This window comes from Pseudoalteromonas sp. MMG007 (assembly GCF_018100985.1).
Classification (GTDB): Bacteria; Pseudomonadota; Gammaproteobacteria; order Enterobacterales; family Alteromonadaceae; genus Pseudoalteromonas.
In genome coordinates, this window is record NZ_JAGJEI010000002.1 from 311275 (window position 1) to 330824 (window position 19550).

Annotated in this window: 14 protein-coding genes and 1 riboswitch; of the genes, 6 read left to right on the forward strand and 8 right to left on the reverse strand. The window is 40.7% G+C overall.

The features are described 5' to 3' along the window. The first annotated feature begins 66 nt into the window (after positions 1 to 66). The gene (locus J8L71_RS05240; RefSeq protein WP_210999592.1) at positions 67 to 618 is read left to right on the forward strand and encodes a DUF4136 domain-containing protein; all 552 of its coding nucleotides are present in this window, start codon (positions 67 to 69) and stop codon (positions 616 to 618) included. Between the two features lie 74 nt (positions 619 to 692). Beyond that, positions 693 to 1514: a methionine sulfoxide reductase gene (locus tag J8L71_RS05245; protein ID WP_210999593.1), complete on the forward strand. Its 822-nt coding sequence runs from the start codon at positions 693 to 695 to the stop codon at positions 1512 to 1514. Positions 1515 to 1534: 20 nt separating this feature from the next. Here J8L71_RS05245 and J8L71_RS05250 read toward each other — a convergent pair whose 3' ends face one another. After that, positions 1535 to 2026, reverse strand: a complete 492-nt coding sequence (locus tag J8L71_RS05250) for a peptide-methionine (S)-S-oxide reductase (protein WP_210999594.1) — start codon at positions 2024 to 2026, stop codon at positions 1535 to 1537. Positions 2027 to 2202: 176 nt separating this feature from the next. Here J8L71_RS05250 and J8L71_RS05255 point away from each other — a divergent pair, with 176 nt between their 5' ends. Next, positions 2203 to 4056 (forward strand): TonB-dependent receptor, encoded by a 1854-nt coding sequence (locus J8L71_RS05255; protein WP_210999595.1) that lies wholly within the window; start codon positions 2203 to 2205, stop codon positions 4054 to 4056. A gap of 340 nt (positions 4057 to 4396) precedes the next feature. On the opposite strand, the gene J8L71_RS05260 is transcribed toward J8L71_RS05255, so the two are convergent. After that, positions 4397 to 4660, reverse strand: coding sequence for a YkgJ family cysteine cluster protein (locus J8L71_RS05260; protein WP_058548899.1), 264 nt, complete (start codon positions 4658 to 4660; stop codon positions 4397 to 4399). Positions 4661 to 4829: 169 nt separating this feature from the next. Here J8L71_RS05260 and J8L71_RS05265 point away from each other — a divergent pair, with 169 nt between their 5' ends. The 3 genes from J8L71_RS05265 (at position 4830) to J8L71_RS05275 (ending at position 10486) form a co-directional block, all read left to right on the forward strand. Next, a complete protein-coding gene (locus tag J8L71_RS05265) occupies positions 4830 to 6011 on the forward strand; it encodes an efflux RND transporter periplasmic adaptor subunit (RefSeq protein WP_210999596.1) in 1182 nt (393 codons plus the stop codon). After that, a complete protein-coding gene (locus J8L71_RS05270; protein WP_210999597.1) occupies positions 6008 to 9157 on the forward strand; it encodes an efflux RND transporter permease subunit in 3150 nt (1049 codons plus the stop codon). Before J8L71_RS05265 ends, J8L71_RS05270 begins: the two co-directional genes overlap by 4 nt. 438 nt (positions 9158 to 9595) lie before the next feature. After that, positions 9596 to 10486: a dienelactone hydrolase family protein gene (locus J8L71_RS05275; RefSeq protein WP_210999598.1), complete on the forward strand. Its 891-nt coding sequence runs from the start codon at positions 9596 to 9598 to the stop codon at positions 10484 to 10486. A 386-nt stretch (positions 10487 to 10872) separates the two neighbouring features. Here the strand turns inward: J8L71_RS05275 and ribB are convergent, their stop codons facing one another. From ribB to dapB, 6 genes are all read right to left on the reverse strand, one after another. Next, the gene (ribB, locus tag J8L71_RS05280; RefSeq protein WP_210999662.1) at positions 10873 to 11526 is read right to left on the reverse strand and encodes a 3,4-dihydroxy-2-butanone-4-phosphate synthase; all 654 of its coding nucleotides are present in this window, start codon (positions 11524 to 11526) and stop codon (positions 10873 to 10875) included. Between the two features lie 141 nt (positions 11527 to 11667). Beyond that, positions 11668 to 11856: riboswitch (FMN riboswitch) on the reverse strand. Positions 11857 to 11923: 67 nt separating this feature from the next. After that, entirely contained in the window at positions 11924 to 12982 is a 1059-nt protein-coding gene (locus tag J8L71_RS05285) for a S66 peptidase family protein (protein WP_210999599.1), read from the reverse strand. Between the two features lie 484 nt (positions 12983 to 13466). Beyond that, positions 13467 to 13943, reverse strand: a complete 477-nt coding sequence (gene greA / locus J8L71_RS05290; RefSeq protein ID WP_210999600.1) for a transcription elongation factor GreA — start codon at positions 13941 to 13943, stop codon at positions 13467 to 13469. 47 nt (positions 13944 to 13990) lie between these two features. Beyond that, on the reverse strand, positions 13991 to 17209 hold the full coding sequence (gene carB, locus J8L71_RS05295) for a carbamoyl-phosphate synthase large subunit (RefSeq protein ID WP_210999601.1): 3219 nt from the start codon (positions 17207 to 17209) through the stop codon (positions 13991 to 13993). Between the two features lie 16 nt (positions 17210 to 17225). After that, a complete protein-coding gene (gene carA / locus J8L71_RS05300) occupies positions 17226 to 18362 on the reverse strand; it encodes a glutamine-hydrolyzing carbamoyl-phosphate synthase small subunit (RefSeq protein ID WP_210999602.1) in 1137 nt (378 codons plus the stop codon). 363 nt (positions 18363 to 18725) lie between these two features. After that, a complete protein-coding gene (gene dapB / locus J8L71_RS05305) occupies positions 18726 to 19529 on the reverse strand; it encodes a 4-hydroxy-tetrahydrodipicolinate reductase (protein ID WP_210999603.1) in 804 nt (267 codons plus the stop codon). Positions 19530 to 19550: the final 21 nt, after the last annotated feature.

Here is a 19550-nt window from a genome sequence, read left to right on the forward strand (position 1 = left end):
TAAAATAATACACATTTAAATGATGTGTGTTATTTTAAGGTAACGCATTTTATTGGAGCAAACGTAATGAAAAATATACTTATTGTTGCAGCGCTAGCACTACTTTCAGCCTGTACACAAACCCCTGATTGGGATTACGACAAATCAGCCAACTTTAGTAATTTTAAAACATTTGCTTGGGTAGAAAACGCGAGCTTAACTAAAGACACCACAAATTATCAAATTAATGGCTTAATGGAAAAACGCGTTCGTACCGCTGTTAATAAAGAGCTTAGCCAAACGTTGGGGATGAGCTTAGTAGACGCTGCACAAGCGGATGTACTTGTTAACTACCATGCATCGGTAGATAAAGAGCTTGAAGTAGATAGCTTTAACGTGGGTTACGGCAATCGCTGGGGTCATTGGGGCACTGGTTTTCAACGTGATGTTTCTGCCCGCGAATACGAAGTGGGTACTTTAGTTATTGATATTATCGACCGCGAATCTAACCAGCTGATATGGCGCGGTGCTAAAGAAGGTCGTTTAAAGAAAAAACAAACACCCGAGCAACGCGAAGCGTCAATTAAAGAAACAGTCGCTAATATTTTAAGCAACTTCCCGCCGCACAAGCAGCAATAAATTAGAATTAGCGTTGAGTAAGTTTTAAGAAGCTCACAGTATGTGAGCTTTTTTGTTAACAAAGGAATCATACCTTGGCATTTTTAAAGTATTTTACAGTCACTCTATTCGCTTTTTTTGCTTCGCTCCCCGCACATGCACATGCACATGCACATGCACAAAACTTAAAATTAACTCCAGGTTTTTGGCAAGGAATTAACAAAGATAATTTCGAATACAATGTACTGGAAATAAAAGAAAACGGAGAACACCGTTTAATCATTGCAAATATCGCCAGTGCATTTCATAGAAATAAATCAATTGCGTTTAATGATAACGATATTAAATGCAATCGCATTAATTGCACTATCAAACTCATTAGCCCTAATAAAGAACATCTGCAATTTACATTAATTTTAAGCCGTTATTTAGATAATTCATTTGAGGTGTTAGAAATTTATTCTAATGCAGACGATGATTTTGTCATGTCAAAAACTTACCGGTTGGAAAAACAAGAAAGGCAATCTACCGTCCATACATTTATAGATAAATACCGCTCTAGAATAGATGAATTAGCAGCTATAGAAAAGTCAGGTTTATATGGTTTTTGGGTAGGATTATTAAATTTAGACGGCAATCAAAAACTCGTAAGTATTGAATTTCACCCAAATAAAGAGTCATATTTCACCTATTTTGCAAGTGGAACCAATGACATAATCAGCACCACTTTTATGCCACAAGATATTCAAGAAATAGACAACGTACTGAAAATCACTACCAGCAATTCAACCTTTGCAAATAAGCTAATTATTCATAAAGACAACCGAGAACTCAAAGGCTATATGTATTCAAACCACAAAGGTACAACTCTTCAAACTGGCTCGTTTAAATTGTATCGCTTTGAAAGGCCTGAGTAACCTGTAATCTAAGTATAACTCTATGTCAACTTATACTTATACAATAAATCAAAGGGTATATGGCAATAGTCATCGGGGTGATTAGTTAAACGATCTTGATGCTCAGGATCGCTTGGTACGTAATTAGTTAGCATCTCTACCCCTACTACAACTTTTTCGGCATCACTGCGCTTATTTATATAATTGCTTGCTGCGTCTAAATGGTTTTGGTTTTTACTGTAAATAGCAGTGCGATATTTAGGGCCTACGTCATCCCCTTGTTTATTAATGCTGTATGGGTCAATAATTTCAAAAAAGTAGTCAAACAGCTTATTTAGGGTTACGACTTTTAGGTCAAAAATTACCTTTACGCATTCTGCATAACCATCATAGTCGCCGTCTGTCGTTTGATTTGTACCGTTCGCGCGCCCTGCTTCAGTACTTATTACGCCTGGTAAGTGCTTTAAAAATTCTTGTACGCCCCACAGGCAGCCACCAGCAAAGTAAATAGTATTTTGTTCTTTAGTATCCATTATAAATGTTACCTAATGAGAAAAGTGTGAATGGTTATCAAATGCAGTTATTAACAAATTAATGTACAATCGCGCACAAAATGTCTGCTGTTATATTTAGTTATTTTATCATGCTCAAATATAAGCTTTGAAATTAATTGTAACAGCCGCTACAAATAATAAACGACGAGTAACACATGAATCGCACACCACACCTTATAATACCTGCACTATTATGCAGCGTTACCCCATTTGTATATGCCAATACACAGCCTGATGAGTCAGTAATTGAGCAAATAACGGTCGAGGCCTCACCTACTGCGAATAAACTGCCTGTGGGTACATTTGATTCGCCTATTTCTAATTTAGAATATGACCCGCGTGTTGATTTGCAGTCGCGTAATATGGGTGAGGCACAAGCTGATGTAACTATTCGCGGTGGGATTTTTGAAAACACCGGTTTTAGAGTAGGAAGCGCTACCCTGCTTGACCCGCAATCTGGCCATTATTTTGCTGAAATACCTATTGCACCACAAATGCTAAGCGGCCCAGCAGTTTTAACCGGTGCCGATAACGCACTATACGGTATGAACAGCTCTGTAGGTACAGTTTCGTTTGGTTGGAAACCAATTATTACAGGTGGCAGTATATCGCTTGGTACTGGTACAAATGACTTTAATCTTCAAAGTATTCACGCTGCTAAAAACACACAACTTGATAGCTTAGCTAACTATACTCTGGGCTTTGAAGGTGAGTATTCTCACTCGCAAAGTGATGGAACCATTGATAATGGCGATCATGACTTTTCGCGCGCCTCAGCTCGCGTCCAATTAGCAAGCGAGCACAGCCAAACCGATTTATTTTATGGCTCGCAAGATAAGTTTTTTGGCTGGCCTAACTTGTACACCCCTTTTGGCGTTAACGAAACTGAAGATTTAGAAACCCGCCTTTGGATGCTTAATCACAAGCAAAGCTACGCTGATAACAGTCATTTTGAAGTATCGGCGTATTATCGTACCCATGACGATCACTATATTTATTCTCGCGAAAACCCAAGTGCATTTGAAGCTTTTCATAAAAGTGAAGTTAAATCACTTGGACTTTCGGGTCGCCATGCACAAAGCGATGCGCTGGCAATAAATTACTCAGCACAATTTATTGATGATTCGATTGAATCAACAACACTTGAAAACAACTTTACCTCACGAAAGTATTACAAGCTGAGCGTATTGCCCCAATACACAATGGCTTTAAAAGAGAATCAGCAGCTTATCTTTCGTTTAGGCGCTGCGTATGATGATACAAATCGCGATGATGCTGAAGTATCAGCTATTGGTGATATAACCTTAAACACCCAAAACAGTGACGGCACAGCGCAAAGTATTTATTTATCATACGCGCAAGCGAGTCAAGTTGCAGGCTACACAGCGATTGGCGGCAGCGATTCTGGCGGGTTATTTAGAAGTAACTACAACCTTGAGCGCGAAACGACTTCAAACTTAGAGCTAGGCTTATTACTTGAAGAGCAAAGCTGGCAGTTAAACTCGGCTATTTTTTATCGAAAAGATAATAACTTAACCGATTGGACCTTTAATTTTGACTCCACCTCTGCGCGCTTTGCAAACCCGGTTAATATTGATACTGCAGGGGTTGAATTTTTAGCGACTAAGCACTTTGATACTGCAAAACTTATTGCTAGCTATACCTATTTACACAAATCAGAAAACTATGGCGCTGCCGATATTGATGCCAGTTTTTACGCGTTAAACTTTCCTGATCACCGTTTAACACTCGGCGCTGTGTACAACCCAACTGATATTTTAGAATTTAGAATAGATAACGAATGGCGTACACAACACAAAAACGCGCTTAGAAACGGCCACGACAACGCGTTATTCACCCAGCTAACGCTTAAAATAACGCCGCCACAGTTGAGTAATTTATTTATCACCTTAGCGGCAGATAACTTATGGGATGAGTCGTTTGAAGAAATACCAGGTACACCAGGACGCGGTGAACAATATACGTTAAGCGCAACGTATAGTTGGTAAAATTAAAGCGGCGTTTACAAACTCAATTTATACTTTGATTTGTAAACGCTGTGTTTTTTATAAAAGCGCTACTTTAGAAAAAAATATTGTACAAAAAGAAGCGAACGAGAAAACACAAACCAACTATTATTTAAAGTTAATCTCTTCCCCTCTTTTTGAATAAATCACTTTTACAGGTTTTACCTGTCACGTAAGCAAGCTTCACGTCTACAAAATAACCGTATATCTACACATTAGCGGTAGACGCTGAGCTTGCTCGCGTGAAAGCGCAGCTTTTAATTACTTATAAAAATCACTCGGTAATAGATAAATGTAAATATATGTGTATTAACCTCGTAAGCTAGGTTAATTGCTCAAGCTCGGTTATAAGCGCTAGAGCCTCTGCATTTGTTGACCCACACACATCAAATGTGGCGCTAAAATCGCTACATACTTTTGGGCGGCTTTCATCGCCAAATAATTTACATAAATTACGCTCATCTAGCTGAATACAACGCTCTCCAGCTTTTTTACCATTTGGCATTCCAGGGATTGGGGAGCTAATACTCGGTGCAATGCAACACGCACCGCAGCCTAAACGACACGTCATAGGCTCTGTTTTCATAATAACCTCAGTTAATAAAACTATGCAATTTGCAGTGTATTTTCACCCATGCATAGTCAATTGTTTATTTGTAATACACACATGTAATGCTTTGTTACATCTTCAAACGCCTTGTAAACACTTTATTGCGTATTATTGCCTTGTCACCAAATATATGAAGGAATGCCTTGTGGCTACTAAAAAACAAATTTTACTACCAGTCGCGGTTTTAGCTGCCGGGATTGCACTGGCAATTGGCCTTTCAGCAATGAAAACGCCACCAGAAGAAAAACCAGAGCAAGACACTCGCCCGCTGGTTGCGGCAAAAAGCGTAAACATTGATGCTATAACGCTTGATGTAAAATCGTACGGCGTTGTAAAACCTAAAGACCGTACCGAGCTGGTTGCTCAAGTAAGCGGGCAAGTTATTTCAGTAGCCGGGCAATTTGTAGAAGGCGCGTTTGTTAAGCAAGGCGATATTTTAGCACGAATTGATCCAAATGATTACGAAGCCGACTTTATTGAAGCACAAGCAGGCCTTGCACAAGCAAGTTCAGCACTTGAAATAGAACGTGCACAAGCTCACGTTGCTAAAGCTGAATGGGAACGTATTAAATCAGACTCAAGCGATGCGATTGCTTCGGAGCTTTATTTACGTAAACCACAACTTGCTGAAAAAATGGCAAATTTTAAATCTGCTCAAGCCCGTGTAAAACGCACTAAACGTAACTTAGAACGTACGTACATAAAAGCCCCATATGATGCAATTATAAATGAGCGCACTATTAGCTTAGGCTCTGTTGTAAGCGCAGGCAGTAAATTTGGTGAGCTTAGCGCGACAGCAGTTGCAGAGGTACGTTTACCAGTTGCAGATAAAGAGCTGCAATATTTAAATAATGGCGGTATTGGCGCACTGGTTACGCTCAGCGCTGAATTTGCTGGTAAGCAAACTACGTGGCAAGCCAAAGTGGTACGTAGTGAAGGGATTGTTGATCAAACCAGCCGTATGAGCTATTTAGTTGCGCAGTTACCTACTCCGTATGCTGATAACACTAAGCCACTTCGTTTTGGTTCGTACATTAACGCCACAATTGAAGGGCGAGCGCTGGATAACGCGATTATTGTCCCGCACCATTTAGTTAAAAATAACAAAATTGCTATTTTAAACGACAATCAAACCCTTAGCTTTAAAACGCTTAATATTGTACGTGAACAAAACGGCATGGTAATAGCCGACCAAGGGTTAAACAGTGGCGAGCAACTTATTATCTCTGCCCTTGAATACCCAACAGAAGGCATGGCTGTTAAGCTAGAAGGCATTGAGCCTAAAAGCGATGTAACTCAGTTAGCACTTAAAGAGGATACGCCATGAGTACCTCAGAAAAAGGCTTAATTGCTTGGTTTGCACGTAACCCAGTTGCGGCAAACCTAATTATGATTTTTATACTGATTGGCGGACTTTTAACGGCGCTGACAATTCGTAAACAGGCATTTCCACAACTTGAAAATAATTGGGTAAGTATTCAAGCGGTATACCCAGGCGCAGCCCCGCAAGAGGTTGAAGAAGGCATTACAATAAAAATTGAAGAAAACCTTGAGGGATTAGAGGGCATTAAACGCTTTATAACCTACTCTAACCGAGGTTATGCACAAGCATGGGTTGAAATTGAAGAAAAATACGACCTTCAAGAAGCTTTAGACGAAATAAAAGCCCAAGTAGATTCTATCAACTCGTTTCCTGCGGGTATGGAAAGGCCAATAATTCAGCGTGATAAGTTTCAACAAGAAGTGATGTTTATTGCGCTATATGGGGATATGACCTATGCACAACTAAAAGAACTAGGTACAGATATAGAAGATGAATTACTTTCCTTATCGGGTGTTAATCTAGTCAGCTTTTTTAGCGGCTTAAATTATGAAATAGGCATTGAGATTAGCCCCGACAAACTGCGTGAATACGGCCTAACATTTAGAGATGTGTCAAATGCAGTAAGAAACTTCTCAACTAATATGTCGGCAGGGCAAATTCGTTCAGATAATGGTTATATTTCTATGCGTGTTGAAAAACAAGCATATAAAGGTAATGAGTTTGAAAAGTTGCCTTTAATTACCCTTGCTGATGGCGCACAAATATATTTAGGCGATGTAGCCACGATTAACGATGGTTTTGAAGAAGGCTTATTATATTCAAAGTACAATGGTAAAAACTCGTTAATGTTTGATATTGCAGCATCTAAAGATCAAGACATTAGCGACGTTGCCAAAATACTTAAAAATTACATGGCCGAAAAAGAATCTAAATTACCACAAGGCGTAAAACTAACACCTATGGTTGATTTAACCTACTACCTGCAAGGCCGTCTCGATATGATGATCGACAACATGGTATGGGGTGGTGTTTTAGTTATGCTGGTATTAGCATTATTTTTACCTCTTAGATTGGCATTTTGGGTAATGATGGGTTTACCGGTGTCTTTTCTGGGTGCCTTTTTGTTCATGCCGATAGGCTTTTTAGATATCACCATTAACATGGTGTCGTTATTCGCCTTTATAATTGTACTCGGAATTGTAGTGGACGATGCTATCGTCGTGGGTGAATCGGCCAGTGCCGAAATTGAAAAACACGGTCACTCACTCGATAACGTAATCCGTGGTGTTAAACGTGTTGCAATGCCCGCTACATTTGGCGTACTAACTACCATAGCCGCTTTTTTACCACAAGCTATGGCATCAGGCCCAGGCGCAGCATTATCTAAAGCGATTGGTGTCGTTATTATCCTGTGTTTGATTTTCTCGTTAATCGAATCAAAACTTATTTTACCTGCGCATATTGCTGCAATGAACCCGCGTAAACCAAACCCTAAAAACCCATTACATAAACTACGTAATGTGGTTGATAGCGGTTTAAAACACTTTGTACAAAACTACTACACGCCTTTTATAGGCCATTGTATACATTATCGTTATACCGTAATTATAGGTTTTTTATGTATATTAATAGTGAGTGCAGGCATGTTTGCAGGCGGTTTAGTAAAATTTGTACCAAACCCTAAAATACAACATGACTTTCCTCGTATTGTTGTCGAAATGAATCTTGAATCGTCTGAGCATGCAACACTTGAAACAGCTAAAAAAATTGAAGCGGTACTACTTAGTGTAGATGAAGAGCTTGAAGCACAATACGGTCAAAAAATGATTCATGACCTGTCGGTAAGCCTTCGTGGACGTACGACTGCACAGTTAATGGCTGTACTCATTGAACCTGATAAACGCCCTATCGATACCTTTACATTAAGCTCATTATGGCGTGAAAAAATGCCACCACTGCCGGGAGTTAAAACGTTAACTATTGAAGATAACTTATTTGGCGGTGGACGAGATGACGGCGACGTAAGTTTTAGACTTCAAGGCAAGGATACTGACAAACTAAAAGAAGTTGCTGCGTTATTAAAAACTAAATTACAAAGCATGGAAGGTGTAGGCGATGTTAACGACTCACTACAAAGTGCTACCGACGAAGTACAGCTTGATTTAAAACCACTGGCCTACAGCATGGGACTTACACTTGCCGATGTTGCATCGCAAGTAAGCTTTAGTTACTACGGATTAGAAGCACAGCGTATTTTACGCGAAGGCGAAGAAATTAAAGTCATGATCCGCTACCCTGAAAACGAACGTAACTCTATCAGTAACATACACAGTACACGAATCATTACACCAACAGGTGCTGAGGTTCCGTTGAGCGAAGTTGCACAAATCAACATTGTAGATGGTGTAAACAGAATTCGTCGTGAAAATGCAAACAGAACAGTCAATGTATGGGCAGCCATTAATACTGATAAAGTTGAACCTTTTGCCATTGTAAAAGAAATCACTGACGAGTATTTACCAACCCTTTTACAAAATTACCCTGGTGTTACCAGTAATGTAGCAGGACGCGTGCAAGAAGAAATGGACAGCGCTGATGAGCAGTTACGCGACTTTGCCATATCGCTGATGATTATATTTGCGTTATTAGCCATTCCTCTTCGCTCATACTCACAACCATTAATTATTATGTCGGTCATTCCATTTGGTGTGGTCGGTGCAATGTTCGGCCATATGGTATTAGGAATGACCATGAGCGGCCTTTCAATGTTTGGCATAATTGCAGTAGCCGGTATTGTAGTCAACGACTCCCTCGTTATGGTTGATTTTGTAAATAAAGCGCGTGCTGAGGGTGTGCCTATAAAAGAAGCTGTTATGCAAGCAGGTGCAAAGCGCTTTAGAGCTATATTACTGACCTCAGTGACCACCTTTATTGGCGTATTACCTATTATTATGGAAACGAGTTTGCAGGCACAAATTGTAATACCTATGGCAGTATCGCTGGCCTTTGGTGTGCTATTTGCCACGGTAATTACTTTAATACTTATACCTTGCCAATACGTAGCACTAGAAGACGCAAAGCGATTAGTACGTAAGATGCGTGGCAAGCCGCCACTATTGGATGCCCAACCAGCGCCTACTAACAGCTAAACTGAGTTCCCCCCAACCAATAAAGCTCGGCAAGTTGCCGAGCTTTTTATTCTTGGCTCAAAAAGAACATGCAACTATTGGCCAGCTTTCTCAAATGGGGATTTATTTATTAACCTCACTTTTAAAGGATTGACCATAGGTATATTTCAGCTTATTTTATTTATTACATTTTCCGTTTTAATCACACTTAGTGACAAAAAGAATAGCTGCAACTTAATGCTATTAGGCGCCGTTGCTATATCGTTCGCATTTGTGGGGCTCGACTTTTTAATAGGCGTAGATGTAGGTTAATCTTTCATACAAACTAAAACACATTCAATAGCCAGTTTTATAGAGTAAAAAGGTTCGATAAATAAAGAGATAAACTGCTCGTTTTTTATCCCTAATACGTTATGGTATTTAAATAATAAATATACATAATAAAGTTAAGGAACAGCCATGAATACCTCGCAATCAGATCACATTCCTCAAGAAGCCTTTGATTGGTACGACGAATACGCCCACGGCTTGATGGACAGACGTACTTTTATGAAAAAACTTGGCGGTTTAGCTGCACTTGGGTTTTCAATGAGCGTACTGACCAGTGCCTTGCTGCCCAATTACGCGTTTGCAGAGCAAGTATCGTTTAACGATGACGATATAAAAGCCACCTACGAAGAGTTTGACTCGCCAAATGGACATGGTAAAGGTAAAGGCTATTTGGCAGTCCCTAGTAAAGTAGAGGGCAAACTGCCAGTGGTATTAGTTATCCATGAAAACCGTGGTTTAAACCCTTACGTAAAAGATGTAGCGCGTCGCTTAGCCAAAAGTGGCTTTATTGCCTTTGCCCCCGATGCACTTTTCCCTCTAGGTGGCTACCCAGGTAATGACGATGAAGGACGTGCAATGCAAAAAACGATGGACAGAGCTAAAATTCAAAACGATTTTGTAGCCGCTGCCCACTTTTTAAAAGGTCATTCACATAGTAACGGTAAACTGGGGGCTGTGGGTTTTTGTTTTGGTGGCTATATTGTTAATTATTTAGCGGCGGTTGATAGTGATTTGCTTAGCGCTGGCGTGCCTTTTTATGGTACTCCTGCCAGTGAAAATTTACGTAAAAATATTAAAGCACCGTTAATGATTCAATTAGGTGAGCTTGATAAGCGTGTAAACGCGTCATGGCCTGAATATGAGCAAGATTTAAAAGCTAATAACGTTGAGTACACTATGCATATGTACAAAGGTGCAAACCATGGGTTTCATAACGACTCGACTGGGCGGTATGATAAAGACAATGCCGAACTTGCATGGCAACGTACCGTTGAGTTTTTTAATAACAAACTCAGTTAATTAAGCTAACAATAATGTAATGCCACCAGCTTAAACTGAGTGGCATTATACAAGTTAATTAGCCTCAATTTTGGTTATGTAAGTTCTGGTTAGTTAAGCTCTGTAATATGTAATAGCTCACCAGATGGACCCCATAAATAAATCACTCCACGAATAGTACAAAGTTTAAATAGGTGGTAGCAAGTCTAAACAACTGACAAGCAAAACGATTGAAGTAACGTTGAGCCACGGCAGAACTTAAACTGAAATGAATGTAATTCCTTTAGTTTAATTGAGCTAGCAGATGTTTAAACCTCTTTTATAACTGAAGTATAAATTCATTTTTACATAGCAAAAGCCCAACTTTATAGTTGGGCCTGATAATTAAATCAAAATAATCCGTTGAACTAGCATACTTTTAGTTCGCGTGCTTGAATGTACTGCACTAAGTCTTCAATCGATACCACGGTCATACTGTGCTTATTAGCATAATCACTTACCTCTGGTAAGCGCGCCATTGAACCATCAGAGTTTGTTAGCTCGCATATTACGCCAAATGGTTTTAAGCCTGCCAGCTGCATTAAATCAACAGATGCCTCGGTGTGGCCTCGGCGTACAAGTACACCACCAGTTTGCGCTTTTAAACCAAATACATGGCCCGGGCGCGATAAATCGCTCGGTTTAGCATTATCGGCGGTAGCCGCTTTAATTGTGGTTACTCTATCGGCTGCCGATACACCGGTTGTAACGCCATGTTTAGCTTCAATGGTTACTGTGTAGGCTGTGTTATTTTGGCTGGTGTTGTTAGTTACCATTTGTGGTAGGTCTAACTGTTTAATGCGCTCATCGCCCATGCATAAGCACACAATACCGCTTCCTTCGCGGATCATTTCGGCCATTTGTTGGGGAGTTAAATGCTCGGCAGAAAATACAAAGTCGCCTTCATTTTCGCGGTTTTCGTCATCAACAACAAGCACGCCTTGGCCTTGTTGCAGTGCCGCTATGGCATTTTCTACACGGGTGTGGCTTTCGCCAAATTGAGTAAGTAAAGACTGAATCATCATTATATTCCAAATAAAAATAAATAGATTCAGGACACTGAAAGGCATGGCAAAGCCATACAAAATAAATTTGCATGTTTAGCCAAAAAACAGCATTAAAACACACGCCAAAAAGCGATATTTATGGCGTAGTGTAATAAGCTATATTCTCTTTCATCCGGACTTTAACCGTCGGCTCTGGCATCTCACCAGATCTGCTTGACCTTTATTTAACTTTTTCAATATTGTAAAAATAAATTAAATAAAGCGCTCGCGGGCTCGTTTTAGTCAAAAAAGTATTGAGTAAAACATACCGCCGGTGGGGAATTTCACCCCGCCCTGAGAATTTACCGCAAACTTATACGTTTACGGCCTGCGCATTATACGCCTGTATCTATAAGTTATTCAAAAACAAAAGTTAAGAAAGCTCAGTCTTTAATGAGGCTTTAAGTACTTTGCCTTCATTAATATCCGCAATAAGCGAGCATGAAGCGCCATTTACCAGGTTTAAATTAGGCTGTACATGACCTATATCGGCATCAAAAATTACCGGAAACAAACACCCGCCTAAAGCCACATAAAGCGCATGGCGGTAATCAAAGGCGTCGTAATTGCTTTGAGTGATTTCGCTTCGCCCTAAAATAAGGCCATTAATATCGTCAAATATTCCGGCTAGCTTGAGTGAAAGTAAAAATCGAGCAACCGTCGTCGGCGTCAGCTCTGAGTTTTCGAGGTATAAAATGAGTCCTTCTGCTGCACTGTGTTTTTTAAATTCGTGTAATGCTAAGAAAGGTGAGTCGAGCAATAAACCTACAGTATCGAGGCAGCCGCCAAATAAGCGACCTGACATTTCAATTGTACGTTTATCGGTAGAGTTTAAGCACTGCCAATAAGTAGCCTCACTGAGGTTTAAAAGCTCATCAGGGTTTTGAGCATAATTGGGTTTCACTTTTTGATGTAAAGATGAAGGACCTTGTTCAAACTTACTCCCCGCTTCGTAGGTCAAAGTTTCAAAAATTTGTAAACTATACGGGTTTTTTTCATCAGGGTGTAATTGCATTAAATTTGCGCTGTGTAGAGTAGCCCATTGGCACTTAGCTGTTAATGCACAGGCAATAGTACTCACATCAGAAAAGCCCACCAGCCATTTAGGCTTTGCCGCTTTTATAGCATTAAAATCCAGTAACGGCAGCACTTCCATTGCAAGCTCACCGCCCATTGGTGGCATAATCGCGGCTATTTCGTCATCCAATAAAAAGCCCATTAACTGCTCTGCATGGGCTTTGGCATTAAGTTGTTCGCGCGGTTTGTTCTGGCGTAAAAACTCACCTTCGACCACTTCGTATCCACGGTGTTTAAGTCCGTCTATCACTATATCTAATCGTCCGTGGTACTTTTCTTTTAGACCAGATGAAAGTGAGCAAATAGCAATTTTAGAGCCTACTTTTAAAGGCGCTGGATAAAGTATATTAGCCATTGAGTGTTCCTTTTTAATAATACCAACATGCATAAATCTTTGATCAATTTAACGAATTAAATTGCACTATAACGTCGTTAAAAGTTTTTTATTTAGAACAACTAGATATAAAAACTTTTGCCTAGTTCTAGCGTAATTTTCTTAACGTTAAATAGACCCCATATATAAGCAGATTTGTATAAAGTGATTATGTACCTATATCATCATGTTTACTCTTTATGCAATATGAATACCTTTGTTATACCAACTCCATTAAGTATGTGTTCTAAATTTTACGCCGAAAAAACAATTCCAGCTCTAGGCGTAAATTGATGTAATTGGTTGTTCCCTTTACGTAATTTACAACAAAGAAATGGGGGGGTTTAGCGAGTAAAATAGATCGGCTATTTATTGGAGTTGGTATTAGTATAGTGATTTATTCAAGACATAAAAAAACCGATGCAGTCGCATCGGTTTTTATTTAAACGTTGCAGTGAGCTAAATATTAAAGATACTCAACATCAATGATTTCGTACTCAACGTCGCCTTTTGGCGTTTTAATGGTTACAGCATCATCTGTTTGCTTACCAATTAAACCGCGCGCGATAGGCGAATTAACAGAAATTAAGTTGTTTTTAATATCTGCTTCATCATCACCTACAATACGGTATTTTACTTCAGCATCTGTTTCTACGTTTACTATAGTTACAGTAGTACCAAAAATAACTTTACCCGTATTAGGCATTTTAGTTACATCAATAATTTGCACATTCGAAAGTTTCGCTTCAATTTCTTGAATACGACCTTCACAAAAACCCTGTTGCTCACGCGCAGCGTGGTATTCAGCGTTTTCTTTTAAGTCACCATGTTCACGTGCAATCGCAATATCATTTACGATTTTAGGACGGGTAACTGTTTTTAATTCGTTAAGCTCTTCGCGCAGTAACTCTGCGCCACGAACTGTCATCGGAATTGATTGCATACTTTTCTCACTTAACACCAAGGCCTTAATGGCCTTGGTACATTTCCTTAGTTCAATCGCTGGTGTAGCTCTTGAACTGACGTCACTTTACTACGGTCGTCTGCTTGGTTAGCAGTACAGTTAGCAAATGCCGCGTTCAAGGTTGTCGTATAGTTGGTTTTGTTTTGCAATGCACCACGACGCAACACCTTCGAATCTTCGATCGCTTGGCGACCTTCGGTGGTATTTACGATATAGCTGTACTCTTTATTCTTGATGTTATCAAGAATATGCGGGCGGCCTTCATATACTTTGTTTACACGGCGTACTTCAATACCGGCCTCTTTTAAAGCCTCTGCTGTGCCACCTGTTGCATCAATTTCAAAACCAAGGTCTGTCATGGTTTTTGCAAGCTCTACAACACGAGACTTATCGCTGTTACGTACAGATAGTAACGCGCGACCACCGCGTGGTAAAGTGTTGCTTGCACCTAATTGTGCTTTTGCGAACGCTTCGGCGAAAGTATCGCCAACACCCATCACTTCACCCGTTGAACGCATCTCTGGGCCACGGATAGGATCCACACCTTGGAACTTAGCAAATGGTAAAACTACTTCTTTAACGCTGTAATATGGAGGAATGACTTCTTTAGTAATGCCTTGGCTTGCTAAAGACTGACCTGCCATACAACGTGCTGCCACTTTTGCAAGTGCAACACCGGTTGCTTTTGATACAAACGGTACTGTACGCGCTGCACGCGGGTTTACTTCGATTAAGTACACTTTGCCATCTTTTACAGCAAACTGTGTATTCATCAAGCCAACAACGCCAAGCTCAAGAGCCATATCGGTTACTTGCTTGCGCATTACATCTTGCACATCTTGAGATAAAGAATGTGCTGGCAACGAACATGCTGAGTCACCAGAGTGAACACCCGCTTGCTCAATGTGCTCCATAATACCACCAATAATCACTTGCTCGCCGTCACAAATAGCGTCAACGTCAACTTCAATTGCGTTATCTAAGAAACGGTCAAGTAATACTGGTGCCTCGTTTGATGCTGATACGGCTTCAGTCATGTAGCGACGTAAATCTTGCTCGTCGTATACAATTTCCATCGCGCGCCCGCCTAGTACATACGATGGGCGTACTACGAGTGGGAAACCAATCTCAACTGATTTAAGTAATGCTTCTTCAGTTGATGTTACCGTTGCGTTTTCAGGCTGTAGTAAATCAAGACGCTCTACTAATTGTTGGAAACGCTCACGGTCCTCTGCGCGGTCAATCGCATCTGGTGAAGTACCAATCACTGGCACGCCATTCGCTTCAAGCTCACGCGCTAGTTTAAGTGGTGTTTGACCGCCGTACTGTACGATAACGCCTTTTGGTTTTTCAACACGTACAATTTCTAGTACGTCTTCAAGCGTGATTGGCTCAAAGTATAAACGATCAGATGTGTCGTAATCGGTAGAAACTGTTTCAGGGTTACAGTTAACCATGATGGTCTCGTAGCCGTCTTCGCGAAGCGCAAGCGCTGCGTGTACACAACAGTAATCAAATTCAATACCTTGGCCGATACGGTTAGGACCGCCGCCAATAACCATGATTTTGTCTTTGTCTGACGGGTTTGCTTCACACTCTTCATCGTACGATGAGTACATGTAAGCGGTATCTGAGCTAAATTCTGCCGCACACGTATCAACGCGTTTGTACACCGGCACAATGTTTAATTGATGACGTTTTTTACGAATTTCAGCTTCAGAAACACCGGCAATTTCAGCAATACGCGGGTCGGCAAAACCTTTACGCTTAAGCTTGCGTAAAAAGTCTGCATTTAAGCCCGCCATGCCTACTTCACTAATTTTAGCTTCGTCTTTTAAGATGTCTTCAATTTGCACTAAGAACCAGCGGTTAACTTTAGTCAGCTCGTAAACATCTTCAACACTCATACCGTGGCGCATTGCATCGGCAATGTACCAAATACGCTCAGCACCTGGCTCGCGTAATTCACGAATGATTTTTTCACGGGCTTTTGGATCGTCAAGTGCCACAATTGGATTGAAACCCGTTGCGCCAACTTCTAGGCCACGTAATGCTTTGTGTAATGACTCTTGTTGGTTACGACCAATGGCCATTACTTCGCCTACCGATTTCATTTGCGTTGTTAAACGATCGTTAGCACCGGCAAATTTTTCAAAGTTAAAGCGAGGAATTTTAGTTACAACGTAATCGATTGAGGGCTCAAAAGATGCTGGTGTTTTACCGCCAGTAATATCGTTTTGAAGCTCGTCAAGCGTGTAGCCTACTGCAAGTTTTGCTGCAATTTTAGCAATTGGGAAACCGGTTGCTTTTGATGCAAGTGCAGAAGAGCGTGATACACGTGGGTTCATCTCAATGATAACCATACGGCCATCTTTTGGATTAATACCAAACTGTACGTTAGAACCACCTGTTTCAACACCAATTTCACGCAGTACCGCCATAGAGGCGTTACGCATAATTTGGTATTCTTTGTCGGTTAATGTTTGTGCTGGAGCAACCGTGATTGAGTCACCTGTATGCACGCCCATTGGGTCAAAGTTTTCAATAGTACACACAATGATACAGTTGTCTTTTTTGTCACGAACAACTTCTGTTTCGTACTCTTTCCAACCAATCAGTGATTCATCAATCAATAATTCGTTTGTTGGTGATAAGTCTAAACCGCGCTCACAAATTTCTTCAAACTCTTCCATGTTGTAAGCAACACCGCCGCCGGTGCCACCCATAGTAAAAGAAGGACGAATGATACACGGTAAGCCAATACGGCTCATTGTATCTTTAGCTTCTTCCATTGAATGAGCAATTTCAGCACGAGGACATTCAAGGCCAATGTTTTTCATTGCTACGTCAAAGCGTTCACGGTTTTCTGCTTTGTCGATTGCATCAGCCGTTGCACCAATTAGCTCAACGCCGTGCTTAGCCAGTACACCGTGCTTGTCTAAGTCAAGGGCACAGTTTAATGCAGTTTGACCACCCATAGTTGGCAGTACTGCATCTGGTTTTTCTTTTTCAATAATTTTTTCTACCACTTCCCAGTGAATTGGTTCGATGTACGTTGCATCGGCCATTTCTGGGTCGGTCATGATAGTTGCAGGGTTTGAGTTAACTAATATAACTCTATAGCCTTCTTCTCTGAGTGCTTTACACGCTTGAGCACCAGAGTAATCAAATTCACAAGCTTGACCAATTACAATTGGGCCTGCGCCTAAGATAAGAATGCTTTTTATGTCGGTACGTTTTGGCATTATTACTCCAGTTAAATTAGTGTTTACGCGCTTGCATCAAGTCGATGAAGTGGTCAAATAATGGGGCTGCATCGTGCGGGCCTGGGCTTGCTTCTGGATGACCCTGAAAGCTAAACGCTGGCTTATCTGTACGATGAATACCTTGAAGCGTGCCGTCAAATAACGATTTGTGCGTAGCACGTAAGTTACTTGGTAATGACGCTTCATCAGCAGCAAAACCATGGTTTTGTGCGGTGATCATTACTACGTCGCGGTCTAAATCTTTTACTGGGTGGTTACCACCGTGGTGGCCAAATTTCATTTTTGCTGTTTTAGCACCTGAGGCAAGGGCTAATAACTGATGACCTAAACAGATACCAAAAATAGGTGTGTCGGTTTCTAAAAAGGCTTTAATTGCATCAATAGCATAGGTACATGGCTCAGGATCGCCAGGGCCGTTAGATAAGAAGATACCATCTGGGTTTAAAGCAAGTACATCGGCTGCTGAGGTTTGCGCTGGTACTACGGTTAGTTTACAACCGCGATCAACTAGCATACGTAATATGTTACGTTTAACACCGAAGTCGTAGGCAACAACATGAAACTTTTCATCAGCGGTATCTAGGGTTTTAAATCCTTCGCCTAATGTCCAGCTTGATTCGCGCCACTCAAAATTTTCCTTGGTTGAGACAACTTTTGCTAAATCCATACCTTTTAAACCTGGGAAGGCTTGCGCGGCTTGTAACGCTTTGTTTTCGTCTAATTCGTCACCTGCGATAATACAGCCGTTTTGTGCGCCTTTATCGCGCAAAATACGTGTTAGCTTTCTGGTGTCGATGTCCGCAATACCTAAAATATTACGTTCTTTTAAGTAATCATCTAACGATTGCTCGTTACGAAAGTTACTTGCTAGCAGTGGCAAATCACGGATCACTAGGCCTTTAGCCCATATTTGATTCGCTTCTTCGTCTTCGCTGTTGGTACCCGTATTACCGATATGTGGGTACGTCAAAGTTACGATTTGTTCCGCGTATGATGGATCAGTCAAAATTTCTTGATAACCAGTCATAGACGTATTGAATACTACTTCACCGACTGACATGCCGTCAGCGCCGATTGCAGTACCGCGAAACACTGTGCCGTCTTCTAGGACTAACAGAGCGGATTTAGTCAAGTTAAACCTCCTAACAGTAAAAAACGGGAGTAAGCAATTGCTTAACACCCCGCCAATACCCAGAGGGATCGTCAAAACCAGATTTTTGTGAGCTTAAATTGTTTTACGCAGTCTTAAATGATGCCGATATAAAACGCTAAACCTTCAATCATTTTTTCTTGCCTAAAACTCTTTTCATTCCCACTGAAACCCCTGGTTTTACTAGCCACTTGGGTATAATTGGAAACACGCATTTAGTAATTTTTGGCAAATTGGCTGCATTCTACATTAAGTTGCTATTTAGGTCTAATACTATTTGGTAAATTGTTACAAATAAGTAGTTTTAGGTAAAATTAGACCCAAACACGCAAAAAGGTAACTAAACTACTTAAGATCAAGCACATCTTGCATATCATAAAGTCCTACCGGTTTATTTTTCAACCAGCACGCAGCCCTTATAGCACCTAGCGCAAAGGTCATTCTTGAACTTGCTTTATGGGTTAATTCGAGCCTTTCGCCCATAGTTGCAAAATATGCGGTATGTTCACCTACTATATCGCCGCCTCTTAATACCGAATAACCTATTTCATTTTGCGATTTAGCCGTTTCTACTTGGCTGCGGTCGTATACAGCAACTTCGTCATGGTTCCAGCCCTTTGCATCTGCAATTGATTCACCAATAGCTAAGGCAGTACCCGATGGTGCATCTATTTTATGACGATGGTGCGCTTCAAATATTTCTATATCTAAATCATCACCAAATTTAGTAGCCGCTGTTTGTACTAAATTTAAGAGCACGTTTACGCCTACGCTGTAATTGCGGGCAAATACAATCGGAATGTGCTTTGCCGCATCGTTCAAAAGCGCCATATCATCGGCGCTAAGGCCTGTAGTACCTATAACCATTGGTAGCTTTTGCGCTACGGCTGTTTTTAGATGATTACGCATACCTTGCGGCAAAGTGAAGTCGATTAACACATCCACATTATCTACTTCGCTTTCAACGCTAAAGCTTACTGCGCTGTCGGCTGCACTATTTACTTGGTTTACATTAATACCTAATAACGATGAACTGCTACGAACGTATGCGCCTGTAAGTTGTGTTTGCTCTTTAATTGTCGCAGCTTCTAATAGAGCTAAGCCCATTCTTCCGTTAGCACCAAATACACCTATTCGATTTGTCGTCATGGTTTTTACCTAATTTAATTT

Excerpts from the sequence above, each read along its gene's own strand:
- J8L71_RS05240 (WP_210999592.1), top strand. The coding sequence starts at position 67 with ATGAAAAATATACTTATTGTTGCAGCGCTAGCACTACTTTCAGCCTGT.
- J8L71_RS05250 (WP_210999594.1), bottom strand. The coding sequence starts at position 2,026 with ATGGATACTAAAGAACAAAATACTATTTACTTTGCTGGTGGCTGCCTG.
- J8L71_RS05255 (WP_210999595.1), top strand. The coding sequence starts at position 2,203 with ATGAATCGCACACCACACCTTATAATACCTGCACTATTATGCAGCGTT.
- J8L71_RS05260 (WP_058548899.1), bottom strand. The coding sequence starts at position 4,660 with ATGAAAACAGAGCCTATGACGTGTCGTTTAGGCTGCGGTGCGTGTTGC.
- J8L71_RS05270 (WP_210999597.1), top strand. The coding sequence starts at position 6,008 with ATGAGTACCTCAGAAAAAGGCTTAATTGCTTGGTTTGCACGTAACCCA.
- J8L71_RS05275 (WP_210999598.1), top strand. The coding sequence starts at position 9,596 with ATGAATACCTCGCAATCAGATCACATTCCTCAAGAAGCCTTTGATTGG.
- ribB (WP_210999662.1), bottom strand. The coding sequence starts at position 11,526 with ATGATTCAGTCTTTACTTACTCAATTTGGCGAAAGCCACACCCGTGTA.
- J8L71_RS05285 (WP_210999599.1), bottom strand. The coding sequence starts at position 12,982 with ATGGCTAATATACTTTATCCAGCGCCTTTAAAAGTAGGCTCTAAAATT.
- greA (WP_210999600.1), bottom strand. The coding sequence starts at position 13,943 with ATGCAATCAATTCCGATGACAGTTCGTGGCGCAGAGTTACTGCGCGAA.
- carB (WP_210999601.1), bottom strand. The coding sequence starts at position 17,209 with ATGCCAAAACGTACCGACATAAAAAGCATTCTTATCTTAGGCGCAGGC.
- dapB (WP_210999603.1), bottom strand. The coding sequence starts at position 19,529 with ATGACGACAAATCGAATAGGTGTATTTGGTGCTAACGGAAGAATGGGC.